The 16,524-nt window shown below is 50.0% G+C and carries 17 protein-coding genes; 14 read left to right on the forward strand and 3 right to left on the reverse strand.

What is annotated here, in order from left to right; translation table 11 throughout:
* Window positions 1–67: 67 nt before the first annotated feature.
* Window positions 68–832 (forward strand): SDR family oxidoreductase, encoded by a 765-nt coding sequence (locus AC2TF6_RS00910; RefSeq protein WP_491309577.1) that lies wholly within the window; start codon window positions 68–70, stop codon window positions 830–832.
* A 128-nt stretch (window positions 833–960) separates the two neighbouring features.
* Here the strand turns inward: AC2TF6_RS00910 and AC2TF6_RS00915 are convergent, their stop codons facing one another.
* Window positions 961–1,167, reverse strand: coding sequence for a hypothetical protein (locus AC2TF6_RS00915; protein ID WP_491309578.1), 207 nt, complete (start codon window positions 1,165–1,167; stop codon window positions 961–963).
* Window positions 1,168–1,289: 122 nt separating this feature from the next.
* Between AC2TF6_RS00915 and AC2TF6_RS00920 the strand changes: the two genes are divergently transcribed.
* From AC2TF6_RS00920 to AC2TF6_RS00945, 6 genes are all read left to right on the forward strand, one after another.
* Window positions 1,290–2,372 carry an ankyrin repeat domain-containing protein gene (locus AC2TF6_RS00920; RefSeq protein ID WP_491309579.1) on the forward strand — a complete coding sequence of 361 codons (1,083 nt, stop codon included), beginning with the start codon at window positions 1,290–1,292 and terminating at the stop codon, window positions 2,370–2,372.
* Between the two features lie 425 nt (window positions 2,373–2,797).
* Window positions 2,798–4,900 (forward strand): TerD family protein, encoded by a 2,103-nt coding sequence (locus AC2TF6_RS00925; RefSeq protein ID WP_491311730.1) that lies wholly within the window; start codon window positions 2,798–2,800, stop codon window positions 4,898–4,900.
* A gap of 219 nt (window positions 4,901–5,119) precedes the next feature.
* On the forward strand, window positions 5,120–5,869 hold the full coding sequence (locus AC2TF6_RS00930; RefSeq protein ID WP_491309580.1) for an SDR family NAD(P)-dependent oxidoreductase: 750 nt from the start codon (window positions 5,120–5,122) through the stop codon (window positions 5,867–5,869).
* A gap of 12 nt (window positions 5,870–5,881) precedes the next feature.
* The gene (locus AC2TF6_RS00935; RefSeq protein ID WP_491309581.1) at window positions 5,882–6,616 is read left to right on the forward strand and encodes an SDR family NAD(P)-dependent oxidoreductase; all 735 of its coding nucleotides are present in this window, start codon (window positions 5,882–5,884) and stop codon (window positions 6,614–6,616) included.
* 67 nt (window positions 6,617–6,683) lie between these two features.
* The gene (locus tag AC2TF6_RS00940; RefSeq protein ID WP_491309582.1) at window positions 6,684–7,097 is read left to right on the forward strand and encodes a MarR family winged helix-turn-helix transcriptional regulator; all 414 of its coding nucleotides are present in this window, start codon (window positions 6,684–6,686) and stop codon (window positions 7,095–7,097) included.
* 137 nt (window positions 7,098–7,234) lie between these two features.
* Window positions 7,235–7,819 (forward strand): Crp/Fnr family transcriptional regulator, encoded by a 585-nt coding sequence (locus tag AC2TF6_RS00945; RefSeq protein ID WP_491311731.1) that lies wholly within the window; start codon window positions 7,235–7,237, stop codon window positions 7,817–7,819.
* A 14-nt stretch (window positions 7,820–7,833) separates the two neighbouring features.
* Here the strand turns inward: AC2TF6_RS00945 and AC2TF6_RS00950 are convergent, their stop codons facing one another.
* Window positions 7,834–8,547, reverse strand: coding sequence for a DUF4386 domain-containing protein (locus AC2TF6_RS00950; protein WP_491309583.1), 714 nt, complete (start codon window positions 8,545–8,547; stop codon window positions 7,834–7,836).
* A 203-nt stretch (window positions 8,548–8,750) separates the two neighbouring features.
* Between AC2TF6_RS00950 and AC2TF6_RS00955 the strand changes: the two genes are divergently transcribed.
* Genes AC2TF6_RS00955 through AC2TF6_RS00965 form a run of 3 tightly spaced genes read left to right on the forward strand, consistent with a single transcriptional unit; the run spans window position 8,751 to window position 10,140 of the window.
* Entirely contained in the window at window positions 8,751–9,257 is a 507-nt protein-coding gene (locus AC2TF6_RS00955; RefSeq protein WP_491309584.1) for a MerR family transcriptional regulator, read from the forward strand.
* On the forward strand, window positions 9,254–9,697 hold the full coding sequence (locus AC2TF6_RS00960; protein ID WP_491309585.1) for an SRPBCC family protein: 444 nt from the start codon (window positions 9,254–9,256) through the stop codon (window positions 9,695–9,697). Before AC2TF6_RS00955 ends, AC2TF6_RS00960 begins: the two co-directional genes overlap by 4 nt.
* A gap of 2 nt (window positions 9,698–9,699) precedes the next feature.
* Window positions 9,700–10,140: an SRPBCC family protein gene (locus AC2TF6_RS00965; RefSeq protein WP_491311732.1), complete on the forward strand. Its 441-nt coding sequence runs from the start codon at window positions 9,700–9,702 to the stop codon at window positions 10,138–10,140.
* 226 nt (window positions 10,141–10,366) lie between these two features.
* Here AC2TF6_RS00965 and AC2TF6_RS00970 read toward each other — a convergent pair whose 3' ends face one another.
* Window positions 10,367–10,948 carry a TetR/AcrR family transcriptional regulator gene (locus AC2TF6_RS00970; RefSeq protein ID WP_491309586.1) on the reverse strand — a complete coding sequence of 194 codons (582 nt, stop codon included), beginning with the start codon at window positions 10,946–10,948 and terminating at the stop codon, window positions 10,367–10,369.
* Between the two features lie 408 nt (window positions 10,949–11,356).
* On the opposite strand from AC2TF6_RS00970, the gene AC2TF6_RS00975 reads away from it, so the two are divergent.
* From AC2TF6_RS00975 to AC2TF6_RS00990, 4 genes are all read left to right on the forward strand, one after another.
* Window positions 11,357–12,526, forward strand: a complete 1,170-nt coding sequence (locus tag AC2TF6_RS00975; RefSeq protein ID WP_491311733.1) for an MFS transporter — start codon at window positions 11,357–11,359, stop codon at window positions 12,524–12,526.
* Between the two features lie 156 nt (window positions 12,527–12,682).
* A complete protein-coding gene (locus tag AC2TF6_RS00980; RefSeq protein ID WP_491309587.1) occupies window positions 12,683–13,777 on the forward strand; it encodes an LLM class flavin-dependent oxidoreductase in 1,095 nt (364 codons plus the stop codon).
* The gene (locus AC2TF6_RS00985; RefSeq protein ID WP_491309588.1) at window positions 13,767–14,705 is read left to right on the forward strand and encodes an alpha/beta hydrolase; all 939 of its coding nucleotides are present in this window, start codon (window positions 13,767–13,769) and stop codon (window positions 14,703–14,705) included. Before AC2TF6_RS00980 ends, AC2TF6_RS00985 begins: the two co-directional genes overlap by 11 nt.
* A 327-nt stretch (window positions 14,706–15,032) precedes the next feature.
* On the forward strand, window positions 15,033–16,490 hold the full coding sequence (locus tag AC2TF6_RS00990; RefSeq protein WP_491309589.1) for an alpha/beta hydrolase family protein: 1,458 nt from the start codon (window positions 15,033–15,035) through the stop codon (window positions 16,488–16,490).
* Window positions 16,491–16,524 lie beyond the last annotated feature (34 nt).

Genomic DNA, 16,524 nt, shown 5'->3' on the forward strand with positions numbered 1-16,524 from the left:
TAAGAGCAACATTTCAAAATTTATCTTGTGCTATATTCTTATTGAATTCGGACAAGGAGATGAGAGCATGAGGAAATTGGAAGGTAAAGTCGCTTTGGTAACCGGAGCAAGCAGGGGAATCGGCCGCGGCATCGCACTGCGTCTGGCCCAAGAGGGGGCGTTCGTCGCCGTGCACTATGGACAAAGACGGAATGAAGCGGAGGCAGTGGTTCAGCAGATCGGTCAAAGCGGAGGGAATGCGTGCGCGATCGGTGCCGATCTGAGCACTCTCGGCGGCATTGAGCACTTATTTACAGCGCTGGATGAGGCGATCCGGGAACATACGGGCGGCAGCGGGTTCGATATTCTGGTCAATAATGCCGGGATCGGGCAAATTCTCGGTCTGGAAGAGACGACGGAAGAGTCTTTTGACGAAGTGATGAAGATTAACGTCAAAGCTCCACTTTTTGTTACCCAGCATGCTTTGCCGCGTATGAAAGAAAACGGGCGCATTATTAACGTTTCTTCTTTCGTAACGCGCGTAGCCTCTCCAAGTGTGTTTACCTACAGCATGTCGAAGGGGGCTATCGACACATTTACTCTTCTTCTGGCCAAACAGTTGGGGAACCGCAAGATTACGGTAAACGCCATCCAGCCGGGCATCATTAACACGGAGATGAATGCCGGGACGCTGCAGGATCCGAACGGGCAAAAAAATGCGGCCGGCCTTTCCGTCTTCGACAGATGGGGAGAACCCGATGACATAGCGGATGTTGCCGCTTTTCTCGCTTCGCAGGACAGCCGCTGGGTAACCGGCCAGTTGATCGACGCAAGCGGCGGATCGCACCTGTAAGTAAACAGGTGCGACGGGAATGGGCATCCGGCTTTGCGGCCGGGCCCTCATTCCGCTGGAAGGTTTGGCAGCGAAGAGGCGCTGCATTCGCTTGCCAAACGCATTTTCCATGAAGGTTCGTCCAAATTTTAAAGAACGGTTTGCCCCATATCCCGCAACACCATCTCCAGAATTAGCCTCGTATCCCGTTTAAGTTCGCTTTTCAGCTGCTCCCGGATAAAGGGGACAGCGGGTCCGCCGAGCCCGAGCAGCTGCTCGTACGCTTCGTAGTCGGTTTTCCAGAAGCTATAAGGGCTGCCCTCGGCGCTGAAGGCGTACGCAGCAGGCGCATCCAACGAATAAGCCTCTCGCTTCCCGGACTAATGGCCCCAACCGTGCCCATGGCAGAGTCCCCGTTGTTTTTTGCCAATTACTTTTCTATATTTAACATAAGACTTTGGGTAGGAGAGGGTAATGGATGATCCAACTGAAAGATATCGGGAAATTCGAGAAGCTGCCGGAAATCGCGATGCACATTTACCAAGGAAATATGCCGGCTTTGGGGGAGGCCATTGCAGCAGGTTGGGATATCGAAGAGGGCATCGAACTGAGCAAGTATACCACGCTGAGTCCGCTCGACTTGGCGCTTATATCGGGGAGACTGGACGTTGTAAAGCTGCTGGTTGAGAACGGCGTCAACCTGAATGTCCCTCATAATCCGGCCTTTCTGCGGGCTGTCCGCTATTGCAAGGAAGACATCGTCCGCTACATTGCAGGGCAAGGCGCTAAGACGGACAAGCTCAATCATATCAAGTCAGGTGCATATTCTCAGGCCTATTATGGAAACAAAAACAATATTCCGCTCCTCCATGAGCTGGGATTGGATATAAAGAAGCACGGCAGCGCCGTATTGCGCCAGGCCGTGTCGAACCATGATCTTAAGACACTCGCGTATTTACTCGATCATGGGGCGGACATTAATTACAATAAGGCGGACCAAGTTTATCCTTACCAAGCGACTCCTTTAACCGTTGCCGCGCGAATGGGCAATGCGGCGATGGTCAAGTATTTGATTGAACGCGGCGCGGACGTTACGATAACGGAAAAGGACGGCGACCGGGCGTATACGATTGCGGTCGAAAATAAGGATGCCGCTTTGGCCGACTATTTGAAATCCCTGGAGCCGGCAGAGCTTCATGATAGAGAGAACAAGAAATATGAGCTGAAAAAGTATAAGCTGACCGATGAACTGGTCACCTTTCTAACCGGGGATAAGCTGCGCCTGGAGCTGGCGCCAAATGACTATGACATCGGGTATATCGACTTTTTCACCTTGACCGATACGATTGAAATGAAAGTCGGCCGGCAAAAGCTGCTTCGTCTGTCGGCCGATATCGACAATTATTCGGATCTGCAGCTTGTGTGGAATTCGAAGAAAAAAGGCTCTATCGGCTGTTATGACGTGGAGCATCAGGAGTATGCGGATTTGTGCGGCTTTACAGAATTCCTCGCGCAGCCTGAAACTTACCTCATCCAATTTCTTGAGGGAGAGCTGCAATAATGGACCGCTATTGGCACCACCTGCAGCGGAGCATGTGTATGTAGGGAGCTTTTTTTGTGCCCTGATCGCGGACATGATCCGCCGGAAAACCTCACCAATCAGCGACTGCCGCGCCCTGCGGACGTCGCTTTTTTTTATATTCGAATAAGGCCTGTGTTGTTTATCTTTTCCAAGTCGTAATACTTTCGCCCTGTTTGCATGCCGGGAAGTATGGGATGATGGATTCATCAAAGGTTCGGAGTCACGGACTGTGAACCTTGAACTTCAGGCTATTGCGATCCTTCCTTCTACTTCATTGGGCGAATTAGGGTCGCAGCTTCCCTGAAGGATTTCTATCGCGAGAGGAGGCGTCCAGGCTATCATATTCCTTCCTTCTAAGGGTTCTTCCAATGACAGTAGGGATGTGGCTTTCCTGGACTCTTTTTATGAACATAAATAACATCTATTTACGCAGAGCGGGCAAAGTGATTGTGGAGCAGAGAGAAGGCGAGGACCGTCTTTCTAAGGCTTATTTGGCTGCTGCCGTGAAAAATATCGAATCTCTTGGATTTACGTTCTCCTATCGCTTGATGCGTGCCGTGTGCACCTTATCCAAGGAGCAATTTGAAGCGTTCTATCGCAGGCTGATCGGCGATCTGAAACGGCTGGTCGGCGCCCATGTGGAGTATAAGCCGATGTATCCCGGCTTTCCGGCGCAGGTGATGGAGGAATATGATGCGGAGCTTTATTTGAACGCCGTTTATCATTATCTAACGCTGGAATTGCCTGAGTATGAGACGGCGGGAAGACCTCCACTGCGGGATGAGGCAGACCTGAAAGTAATTGATCTTGGCAGCAAAGCGGAGTTTCATGTCATGATAAGCCGGCTGATTCAAGCCAAGACATCCATCTCCGAGACGGACAAGGAAGATATTGACGCGGCTATAGAGTGCGCGGACCCGGATGAACTGGACGCAATTCTTCCGTCCGAGATCCCTTTCAAAGAGAATGCGGCCTTCGTGGCGGCTTCCTTATTAAAGCATGATAAAGCCGGCTTGGAGCGGGTCGGGCGATACTTTAAAACCGCAACGGATATCCTTCGTCTGGCCGCGGCCTGGTCGGATGGCGATGTCAGTCTCGCCGAGCCCGCGCGTTTCCGCAAATTTAAGCGCAGCGAGAGACGGCTGCTGCTAGGATTGCTGGAACGCTGTCACTCCATTACGGAAGATATGCTGAGATACAAGGATCGCTGGATCCGGCTGGGAGAAATCCTGCATCCTTCCGAGTATAAGAACCGTTTTACGCGTTGTAAGGAGGCTTTCGGAGTTTTACGCAATAACAAGCCCTTTGCGACCTTCGGCGGGAGCGTGGAACTTGCCTTCCGGTATGGGCAGGTGTGGACTTTGATCGATCTGCTCATGCAGCGCCCGGGTGAATTTGCAAGAAGGCTCGATCAGCTGCTGCGGTCCACCGAACACACGGAGTATGTCGTGCTGGCATTCGGCGAAGTGGCCGATCAGGTATCGACGCCCGTGCTGCTGCAGGTGAAGAATCATTTTGCCCGCCGCCATGAGCGTCCCGAGCTGCGCGTCTTCTTCCCCAAAGGCAATGCGGCCAAAGCGTTTGCGATTCCCCATACGCTCCCGGAAATCAACGAAACGGCATGCCAAGCCATCGTTGAATTGTGCGAAAAAACGCTTATTCAGCGATTTGCCGATCTGCCTCCCTTAGGGAAGACCCATGTCGATAAACGTTTGAAGGACTATCCTGTGCCGTTCTCCCAAAGATCCGCAAGCAAAGCTCTGCGTACGATTGTTCGGGGAAGCCGTGTGCCGATGGCGGAGGGGGACACGATCCGTTTCTTCAACTGGTGGAAAGAAGGAATCGTGGACGGCAAGCCTACGGGCCGGGTGGATATCGACTTGTCCGCAGTCATGTATGACCGCAACTGGGAGTATGTGGAGCACATTTCGTATACGAATCTGCGATCCTCCAAGTACCAGGCTGTCCACAGCGGAGACATCGTGTCGGCTCCTCAAGGAGCCTGCGAGTTCATTGACCTGCACATTCCTTCCATCGTCGATTACGGCGGACGTTATATTGTGGCTTCCCTGCATTCCTTTACGGAACAGCCGTATTGCGATTTGCCGGAGTGCTTCGCAGGCTGGATGATGCGCAAGAAACCCGGTTCCGGGGAAATCTTCGAGCCTTCGACGGTGGTCAACAAAATCGACGTCACCGCCGACACGCGAATCGCCATTCCCGTCATCCTGGATTTGGTGGAACGTACGGTCATCTGGACGGACTTGTCCCTGACGAAACAACCTCACTACTTTAACAATGTGGAGGGAAATCAGAAGGGAATGGTCTTGATAGGCAAAGCCATGACAACTTTACGAAAGCCGGATTTGTACGATTTATTCACCCTCCATGCAAAAGCAAGAGGGGAAGCAGTTGATACTGCGGACCAGGCAGAGGCGATATTTTCGGTGGATGGCGGGGTCACTCCGTACGATATCGAGCAGATAATGGCGGAATATATAGGTTGAGTCGAAGCGCTAACGCCGAGGAAGCCGCATGATGGATTAGAAAAAGGATGTAAAAGGGGAGCAAACGCTCCTCTTTTTGCGTTTTTGAGGCCGGTTTGCAAGGACAGGAATCCAAATCTTGAATTTATAATGAACTTTTCCATTGTTCTCCGTTGCAGGCGGGCTTGTGGAATTAATCAGCCAGTGAATTCATCATCCGGAGAAATGAGGGACCTGTACATGAAATTACAAGGTAAAGTCGCCATCATCACAGGCAGTGCCTCGGGAATCGGCCGCGGCATTGAGCTTGCCATGGCTAAAGAAGGCGCACATGTCGCCATTGTCGACGTGAACGAGCAGAAGGGGCAAGAAACCCTTGCGGAAGTCAATCAACACACGGAGGGATGCCTGTTTATCAAGGATATTTCCGTCAAAGAAAATGCCAATGCAATTGTGGAAGAAGTGGTCACAACATTCGGCAAGCTGGACATTCTCGTTAATAATGCGCATGCTTCCAGACAGGCTTCTTTCGTAGAGACGACGCAGGAGCTATTGGATCTATCTTTCGGAACCGGCTTCTACCCGACGTTTCATTTCATGCAGGCCGCTTACCCTGAGTTGAAAAAAACGAAGGGCAAGGTCATCAACTTCGCTTCGGGCGCGGGTCTTGACGGACAAGTGACGCAAACCTCTTACGCGGCCGCCAAGGAAGCGATTCGCGCCATTTCCCGCGTTGCCGCGAACGAATGGGGTCCGGACGGCATCAACGTCAACCTGATCTCGCCGATCGCACTGACGCCGGGCGTGGAGCAATGGCGTGAGAGCGCCCCGCACCTGTACGAGGCGATGATCGAGCGTATTCCGCTTCGCCGTCTCGGCGATCCGGAGCAGGATATCGGCCGTGTCGCCCTATTCCTGGCAAGTGACGACTCGAATTATATTACCGGCCAAACCATTATGGTGGACGGCGGTTCAATCAAACTACGTTAGGAGCCATGCAAAATGGGACAATTGGATAACAAAGTAGCGATCATTACCGGAGGAGCTTCGGGCATCGGCGAACGCATGGTGGATCTTTTCGCACAGGAAGGCGCTATCGTTATCGCAGCGGACATCAATGAAGAGGCGCTTGAGAGAGCCAGCCGGAAGCAGAATGTACACGGTATGAAACTGAACGTGGCTTCGGATGAAGACTGGGCGGCGCTTGCGAAAGAAGTAAACGACCGCTTCGGCAAAATCGATATCCTCGTTAACAACGCGGGCGTCTCTTCGGAAAAACCTTTCCAAGAAATCGACGCGCAGGATTGGCAGAAAATGCTCTCCATTAACGGCTTCGGTCCGTTTGCCGGTATGAAACATGTTACTCCGTACATGGCTGAACAGAAGCAAGGCTCCATCGTCAACATTTCTTCGTACACGGCTATGATCGGCCAAGGCTTCAACCACTACTCCGCATCCAAGGGTGCGGTACGCGCTCTGTCCAAAGCGGCTGCCGCAGCATTCGGCCGTCAAGGCATCCGCGTGAACGCTCTGTTCCCGGGGATCATTGAAACTCCGATGACTCAAGCTCTGAGCACTTCCAAGGATCTGCTGGGGCGTTTGATTCAAATGACGCCTCTGCAGCGCCTGGGACAGCCGGACGACATCGCCAAGGCGGCTTTGTTCCTGGCCTCCGACGCTTCTTCGTATATTACAGGTTCCGAGTTAGTGATTGATGGTGGATACTCGGCTCAATAGCGTGTAAGATTATGACAGTCCTTAATTTTCATTAGGGGCTGTCGTTTCTTTTATCAAGGAGGATTTTATGGAAGAGCAAACGGTTTTCGAACTTATACATAACATGGACAAATTCACCAACGGTCTGATTATCCAGTGGAACAAAACATTCAATGAGGATCTCGGGGTTTCTCATGTTCTTGTGCTCGGTCATCTCAAGCAAAACGGGAAAAGCCGGCCTTCGGACATTGCGAAAATATTGGGCCTTACTCCGCCCACGCTCAGTTATTTATCGGAAAAGCTCGTCGCGAAGAAATTAGCCGTCCGAATGGTGGATGAGTCCGATCGCCGCATTATTTATTTGGGCATTACCGACACAGGCGCCGAAGTCCTTAGGCGGGCCACTTTGGAGGGAGAAAGACTGCGCAGAAATTTATTCGAAAAATTAACCGACGAGGAGAGGGCGGAACTGGCGAATCTATTTAAAAAGCTGAACAGCTAAGATTACATCGCGGTAAGCCTTAACATAAGCAGGGATAAGCGGCAAGGGAAAATTGTCCGCTGCGTGGTCCGGAAACATAAGTTCGCTAGGCAATGGAGCTTTATGACTTAGTCTTGGATGGTGACAGAACAGCAGCTATGAAACAACTATTGCTCAAGTATTTAACCCGATATACGTCGCTTAACGAAGAAGAAAAACAGGCTGTCCTTGATGAGATTCTTATTAAAGAATATAAAAAAGGAACCGTGCTCCTTAGACAAGGAGATGTTCCCACGGCCTGTTATTTCGTGTTGAAGGGATGCGTAAGGCAGTTTTCGGTGGATGAAGAGGGAAGAGAGATGACCTCGAACTTTTATACGGAAGAACAAGCCGTCGCGATTTTCAACCATCATAAACCGGATAAATCATCCGAGTATACCTTTACGTGTCTGGAAGACTGCGTTGCGGTTGTCGGCGAGCTGAATATCGAACAAGACATGTACGCCAAATACACCCAGTTGCAATCCATGACACGCAGGATGATCGAGGAAAATTTCGGTCACATGCAAGAAGAATTCGCCGCATTTATCGCTTCTACACCGGAAGAACGTTTCAAAACGTTGGCAGTGAAACGTCCTCATTTGATCAATCGTGTGCCCCAACATCAATTGGCAAGTTATCTCGGCATTACCCCGGAATCCTTAAGCAGGATTAAGAGGCGGGTGCATCACGATAAGAGTTAAGAAGAGTTCACACCTTACACAGAGCCTTTTCCCCCTTTTGCCAGAAGCCATACTCCAAAGCCCAATTCCCCTGCAACCATAGGGATCATAAATACAACATTAAGCAGCATCGTAAGCGTCTCGTTGTCCGGAAGTAACAGGTTGCACAGGTGAGTGGCCATATAGCCTAGGGAAGCAATCAACAATAAGATGCCGATGACTTTAGGTATCCGGTCAGATTTGAAAGCCAGAATGCCTACAATCAGCAGATGCCCGCCGAAAATAATCAAACCCATAGACCAGATCAGCCCGAACGCTTCCAAGTACATCATCACATAGGCTTGAAGCTGCTCGGTATTAACTAAGGATAAGTAGCCGGCACGGCCGGAAAGCAGCAGCACAACGATTAAATTCAGCAGGGCGGTCCCCAAAACAGCCGTGTAGGCAAGACGGAACCATGCACCGAGCAAGGATAGATTTTTATGAACAGGCTTAAGGAAGATGTAGAAAGCCCAGGCGACCGCAATGTCACAGATCAGAATGATGACCCAACCCAAAATTTCCGCTTTGAAAAGGTTTCTCGATGATGTGACGGCTTGAAAGGTGAGGCTTGCATCGCCTTGCGCCACAAGGCTTTCATGGACAAAGCCATAGGAAAAAAATGCGGCAAGCGTCATAACGATCAGTGCGATGCCGGCAGTCAGAGCGGCTGTTCGCTGTTCCTTTAGCTCTATTCTTGAAGGAACCATCCCATAACCTCCTTTAGTTTGCTGTATGGATTTCATTGTAATAGGCCGGATGGGAAGGTTCATTGACTTAAATCAAGGGTTCTTCTCCTTTCGCCCAAAAAATTTTGCGGTTGAACGATTATTTCGCTTGCAGCTTACGCAGCGTAAGCTTTTATAATACAACTACCGGTATGTAGCTAGCGCTAAAGAAGCGGAGATGATGCATGAAGAGGCATTGGAAAGTAGGAGACCTCGCCAAGTTGACGGGTCTTACCGTACGTACGCTGCGTTATTACGATCAAATCGGTTTATTCTCTCCATCCGCCCAGACGGAATCCGGCCACAGGCTGTACAGCGAGTCGGACTTGTCGCGCTTGCACCAGATCTTATCGCTTAAGGAGCTGGGCTTATCTCTGGAGGAGATTAAGTCGGTCCTAACCGGCGGGCAAATCGGCCCGCTTGAGATCGTCCATCTGCAGATGGACCGAATCAAAGAGCAGATCAGGCGGCAGCAGAAGCTATTGGAGCAGCTCGGGCATGTATCCAAGCTTATGCAGGGAAAGGCGCAAGTAACGGTAGAGGATTTCACAGACCTTCTGCAAGCGATGCAAATGGGGTTTGAAAAGCCTATCATTGAGCGGCAAACGAGCTGGGAACGACATTTGGACCGGTTGGGAGACTTCCTTGCCGGGGAGAGCGGAATGCCGAAACTTGAGGAGGACAAACAATGAACGAACGATTCGTCAAACATGCGACCTTCGTCGTCGAGAGAGTTTATGCCGCTTCGCCGAAGCGGGTTTATCACGCCTGGTCCGACCCGGACGCCAAAGCGAAATGGTTTTCGAAGCCGGACGTCTTCGACTTTCGGATCGGCGGACGCGAGTACAGCAGCGGCGGACCGCCGGAAGGTCCGGTCTTTACCTTCGATGCGAACTACCAGGAGCTTGTTCCGGACTGGCGCATTGTCTATACGTACACTCTGGATTCGGGGGACACGCGCATCTCCGTCTCGATCACAACGATCGAGCTGATTGCGGTGGAGGGCGGCACGAAGCTTATTTTCACGGAGCAGGCCGCGTTCTTTGACGGACACGATACGCCGGAGGTGCGGGAACACGGTACAAATGCGATGCTGGACTCACTGGGCAAGGTACTGGAAGGGGAGGAATGAGCATGGTGATCGGCGAAAATGAACTTGTTACCACGCGCGAGTTCGATGTACCCCAGGAGCTTGTTTTTCGGGCATGGACAACCCCCGAACTGTTAGCCCGGTGGTGGGGACCGAAGGGCTTCACGAATACGTTTCACGAGTGCGACATCAGGCCGGGCGGCACGTGGACCCTCACCATGCATGGACCGGACGGCACGGACTATCCCAATCAGAGCGTCTTTGTTGAGATTGTGCCGTTCGAGCGGGTCGTGCTGGATCATTTATCCGGCCACGAATTCCGGTTAACGGGAAGCTTCGAGGATCTGGACGGACGCACCAAAGTTACCTTCCGCCAGCGTTTCAAGCTAAAAGAGGACTTCGAAAAGGCCAAGCCTTACTGTGTGGAAGCCAATGAACAGAACCTCGACAGAATGGGCGAGGTGCTGGCGGAATTGGCCGGTTAGTTTTGCAAAGGTATGTCGGTATATACCAGAATACAGAACCGGCACATATGCGATGACTTTAAAATTGTCGCCGTTCACGCTCCCTGTTGGGCCGCGGGCGGCGATTTTTATTTCAGTAACTGGGAGCCGGAGGTGGAAATCTGACAGCCTATCAAGGCGAATTTTTCGCGAATAGACCCGTTAAGATGAACCATGTGACCCCAATGTTGATTTTACTCATTCCGCATTACTTAAGCAGTGTAAGTGTCACCTCTACCGAATTATCAACAAATGATCGCTCTGGACGAGACTTAATCAGTACGGTTAGTCCAATTAAAGATACGAGTAGTGCCTGCGATAGGGCCTTCGCATTTACCCCGATTTCGAGCTCACCTGATTGTATACCTCGTTCTATGGTTTCTTCAAATATGACAGCTAGGTACATTTGATGTTCCCTTGTAAGAATTTCAAATTTCTCATCATGAGGCGCAAGTTCGACCATAGTATTGATGCAAAAGCATCCTTTTCTAGGGTTTTCTGCATACTCCTCAACAATCACATCTTCAAAAAAAGTGCGAAATCCTTCTTTTACCGATGGATTGCTTTGAAGTTTGGCTCGGATAAGAGAAGCGCGGGTCATCGTGTATTTGCGCAGCGCGGCTTCGAACAATTCTTTTTTGCCTCCAAATGCTGAGTATATACTGGGGCGTTGAATTCCCATTCTGGAAGTTAAATCGCTCAAGGAGGTAGCTTCATATCCCTTTTCCCAAAATAGCTGCATAGCTGCATCTAACACTTTATCTTCGTCAAATTCGCGGATTCGTCCCATAATTAGTCCCTTTCGTTACTCTTGTTTTTTTCTTAATTGCACAATAATTCTGGTCATAATGCAGCTGTTAACGGCCTTTATTTACGTACCATACAGTATGATATTATTTTATAATTTTCCGTTTGTATTGTCAAACGAACGTTAGTTTATGTTAACAAGAGAAAATAAAAAATGAGGTTTGGTAAAGTGAATATAAATATATTTGTTGACAACATTCATTTTCAAGAGTTATATTTACTGGGAATTATATCGTACCGATAAGTATGATATTTTTCGATGGTTAAAAATTAAGGGAAATAGGATGTGTACAGAATGGAGGCTGAAGTAAAAGTAGTAGTTAATGCGGATTTAAAGGCGAATTCGTCACAGGAGACGATTGTCACATCTGATTCAGTTCAGGGTTCTTACATGCCTCGTTATGTGGCTCTATTGTTTGCGGCTGCCTGCGGGTTGTCTGCCGCCAATATCTACTTCGCACAACCGGTACTCGATAAATTATCGAGTGAGTTCAGTATTGACTATTCAACCATTGGGATTCTCATTACCATCACTCAGATCTTTTATGCAGCGGGACTGCTGCTGCTGGTACCGCTTGGGGATTTACTGAACCAACGCCGACTGATTATCGGGCAGATGCTATTATCCATGGTAGCTCTGCTGATAGTTGGCACTGCCTCCTCCAGCACAGCACTATTCGCAGGGTTGGCATTAGTCGGACTGCTTGCCGTTGTGACCCAGACAATTGTGGCATTCGCGGCTACAATGGCTTGTCCTGCCGAACAAGGACGCGTCGTTGGCGTAGTAACAAGCGGAATTGTGATTGGCATTCTTCTTGCTCGAACCATTTCAGGAATATTAACAGATATTGCGGGTTGGCGTTCCATATATTTGGTCTCTGCTGCGTTGATGTTCCTTATGGTTTGTGCATTATTTAGGGTGATGCCAAATGTTGAGCGTGGAGTCAAATCACTGTCCTATCTCCAACTGCTTAGGTCAGTGTTTGTGTTGTTCGCACAAGAACGAATATTACGCATCCGCGCTATTTTGGCTCTGCTGATTTTTGCTGATTTCAGCATTTTGTGGACTTCGCTAGTACTGCCTCTTAGTGCGCCGCCACTATCTCTTTCGCACACTGCAATCGGGGCGTTTGGTCTCGCGGGAGTTGCCGGAGCGTTGGCTGCAGCACATGCGGGGAAATTGGCCGATCGAGGTTACGGACAAAGAACGACAGGCACAGCTCTCATTCTATTGTTGGTGTCATGGCTGCTAATCTGCTACGCAGAAAGGTCGCTGTTCGCATTGGCCATTGGTATTATTCTTCTTGACTTGGCGGTTCAGGCCGTTCATGTCACTAATCAAAGTATGATCTTGGCACTGCGTACGGAGGCGCGCAGTCGGCTCACTGCCGGGTACATGGTTTTCTATTCCATCGGCGGTGCCATCGGCTCTGTCAGTTCGACCCATATATATGCCCGCTATGGCTGGGACGGAGTATGCTTGCTTGGAGCCTCTGTTAGTGCTTTAGCTCTTCTGTTCTGGGCAATGACCCGCCGAGCTGCGGCTGCCGCATTAAAATAAAGCTTGTGTGTTTTTTTGTATTTACATATTCAAATATACCGATATGATGATTTGAATCATTTAGCTTTACATCCCTTACTTGAAAAAGACCGGGATAAGGGATCGCAATCTCAAAGTTATGGACAGAGAAAACTATTCGAATAGGAGAGATTGACCGTGGAGATTGGGATTACTTCGTTTGTAGAAACAAAGCCGGACATTCAGACCGGTGAGGTGATGAGTCACGCACAGCGATTGCGTGAAGTTGTTGAGGAAATTGTCCTTGCTGATCAAGTGGGACTTGATGTGTTTGGCATAGGTGAGCATCATCGGCAGGATTATGCGGCATCTTCACCGGCACTTGTGCTGTCTGCGGCTGCATCACAGACGAAACGGATTCGGCTGACCAGTGCTGTGACGGTGCTTTCTTCAGCTGATCCGGTGCGCGTTTTTCAGGATTTTGCTACGCTGGACGGCATTTCAAATGGACGTGCGGAGATTATAGCGGGCCGAGGTTCCTTTATTGAATCTTTTCCACTGTTTGGCTATGACTTGAATGACTATGATGAGCTGTTTGAAGAACATCTGGCATTGCTCCTTAAAATACGAGAGTCCGAAAAAGTAACCTGGAAAGGCAAGCATCGGCCAGCAATTAACAATTTGGGCGTGTATCCACGGCCCGTCCAGAATTCTTTACCGGTTTGGATTGGCAGCGGGGGCAGACAGGAGTCTGCTATCCGTGCAGGTCTGTTAGGACTGCCCTTGATGCTGGCGATAATTGGTGGAAGACCGACGGATTTTGCACCGCTTGTGCAGCTTTATAAGAAGGCAGCGGCGCACGCCGGTCATGACGAATCGCAGCTTAGGGTCGGGTCGCACTCGATAGGATTTGTTGGAGAGAGTACTGAACGTGCTGCAGATACATTTTTTCCTTCTACGATGGCAGGTATGAATAGATTAGGCAAGGAGCGGGGCTGGGCGCATTATGATCGTTCCAGCTACGATGCCGCGCGCAGCTTTGAAGGTGCACTGTATGTCGGCGATCCCGAGACGGTTGCCCAGAAGATCATTCATCTTCGCAAACATGTAGGCGTTACACGCTTTATGCTGTATGTTCCATTAAGCACGATGCCGCATGCCGAGGTGATGAGAGCCATTGAGCTGCTAGGAACCGAGGTAGCCCCCCGAGTTCGGGAGGAAATAACCAAGTGGGAAGCTGAGACGGAAAAAAGATCAACATTCAATTATAGGAGTGATTCGAATGGATTTTGAAAGTCGGGTATTGCCAGAGTTAAGGCCGATAGTAGCCGAATTTCCTGGATTTCAACTGGAGGAAAATTTAGAACTGAGCAGAAGTTATTTGTCGAGTCCTCCCACCCAGAAGTCGGAGCACGTACGCACGACAAGCCGGATGATTCCGAGCATAGCAGGCGAGATGCTGGTCAAAATCTATGAACCTTCCCAGCGAACTGGCGCAAAGCTTCCGGCCATGCTGTGGATTCACGGGGGAGGCTATGTGATGGGTCATCCGGATATGGACGACGCTTTGTGCGAACGCTTCGTGCAGGAGGCTGAATGCGTCGTCGTATCGGTTGATTATCGACTTGCTCCCGAGCACCCTTACCCGGCTGCCATCGATGATTGTTACACCGCATTGACATGGATGACGGACGAAGCTGAGCTGCTGGGCATCGACTTGGAGCGTGTTGCGATTGCCGGTGCAAGCGGGGGCGGCGGTCTGACCGCAGCGCTTGCTTTAATGGTTCGCGACAAAGGAGGGCCGTCCCTCATCTTCCAAATGCCGCTGTATCCGATGATCGACGACCGCAACATTACGGCTTCAAGTCTTGAAATTACGGCTGATAACGCAACCTGGAACCGGGCGAACAATTTGGCGGCCTGGAACATGTACTTGGGCGATCGTACCGAAGACAGCGAGGTGTCCTCACATGCGGTGCCGTCGAGAGCGGAAAGCTTGGCGGGGCTACCGCCGGCCTACACTTGCATAGGCCAGCTCGATCTGTTCCGAGATGAGACGATTGAATATGTCACGCGCCTGGCGCAAGCGGGTGTAGACGTCGAATTTCATCTATATCCCGGCACATTCCACAGCTTTGAAGTGATGGTTCCGCAAGCGGAAGTAAGCCAACGCGCCAGCAGAAGTTATGTGGACGCGATTGCAAGAGCGCTCAATCCTTAACGGAGTAAGCTTCGTACAGCCGGCAACAGAATGAAGCTGGTGAAGAATATGTTCAAGAAACTGACGGGAAAAGAGAATGACGAATCCGATCTAAATAAAACCGTCGAATTGGATTAGGGTTATACAGAAACAGGCTCCTCACAATACGGATAGCATCCCTTTTAAGTAAAAAGTGCTTAACTAGCACTTTACCGTTTACTTAGAGGGGATTTTTTATGGGGAAATTAAGATGACCTATTACAGAAACAACGGTTGAATCTCCAGTTACAGGAGGATTTATACTTTGAGCTGCAAGCAGCCAAAACTGTAAATGGAGGGTTTTCTCTTATGAGGTCTTTTGAAATGCTGATTACCGTCTTTAATATCTTATTGCTCGGTTGGTCAATAATGGCCAAGAACAAGCCGCGGCGCGTGCTGCTTATTGGTTCCGGAATTTCCGCCCTATTGGCGCTGACGCAGGGGCTTACCGAGGGCATGCGTTGGCAAATGATCCCGGTCTATGCGATGACCTTAATCCCAGTCGCGATTTTTGCTGTAAGGTACAGGATCAAACCGAAGGAAGAGGAAAAGAAGGCAGCCCGAACCCGCCGGATCATCCTGATTACGGCGATTGCCGCGCTTTATTCTGCCGCAGCCGTGGCACTGCCCGTCCTGCTCCCGGTATTCACGTTCGAGAAACCGTCCGGCCCGTACAAAATCGGAACCGTCTCCTATCATTGGAAAGACGATAGGCGAGAGGAGACCCATACTCCCGATTCCGGCGATAAGAGAGAATTGATGGTACAGATTTGGTATCCGGCGAACATGAACGCAAAGGGAAAAACGGCTTCTTATGTGTCTCATGCGGATATTTTTGCAGATGGATACGGCAAAGCGCTTCATCTGCCTAAGCTGTTATTTACGAGCATCGGATTGGTTAAAACTCATGCGATTGAAAAAGCGGAACTCTCCGATAAGGAAAAGGCCTATCCCGTGCTCGTGTTTTCGCATTCCTTAAACGGAACCAAAAATCAAAATACGTTCGAGGTCGAACAATTGGCCAGTCAGGGTTATATCGTGGTAGGCATTGATCATACTTACCGTAGTACAACATCGGTTTTCCCCGATGGCCGCGTTGTAAATTTTGTCCCTCAAGAAGGGAATACGGTCGCCTATTTAGATAAAATAAACGAGGAATGGGTGGAGGACGCAAAGTTTGTGGTCGATCAAATCGAGCGGCTTGCCAAGAACGATCCGGACAATCGTTTTACCAACCGAATGGATCTGGAGAACATGGGCATGTTCGGTCATTCCTTCGGCGGAGCGACAGCCGTCCAAATGCTGATGGCGGATTCCCGGATTAAAGCGGCGATCAATATGGACGGCGGATTATACGGCGAGCTGCGGATTCCGGCGGAAGGACTGAGAAAGCCGTTTCTGATGTTTAGCGCAGACGACACGCTTTCCGGTACGAAGAATATGAGCGATGAGAATATCACTTCTCAGGGCACGACAAGAGAGGAACTGACTAAGTTTTTTGACGAAACATTAGCGCGGTATAAATATATAACCACTGGCGGAAATTACTGGATCAAAATGAATGCCATGAAACATATGGGCTTCTCCGATATGTATCTGATTTCGCCGATGTTTGAAAAGATGGAAGGGGTGGAGGTACGAAAGGCGCACCGGCTGATTAACGAATACTCGCTTGATTTCTTTAACCATTATTTAAAGCAAAAGCCGTTTAATCTACTGGAACAGACTATCGGCGAACATCCGGGGTTCACGCTGGAGAAAGGCTGAGCCTGAATTTCCGCCGCGGTTAGCGAACGGATGA

It is taken from the genome of Paenibacillus sp. JNUCC 35 (assembly GCF_058269095.1).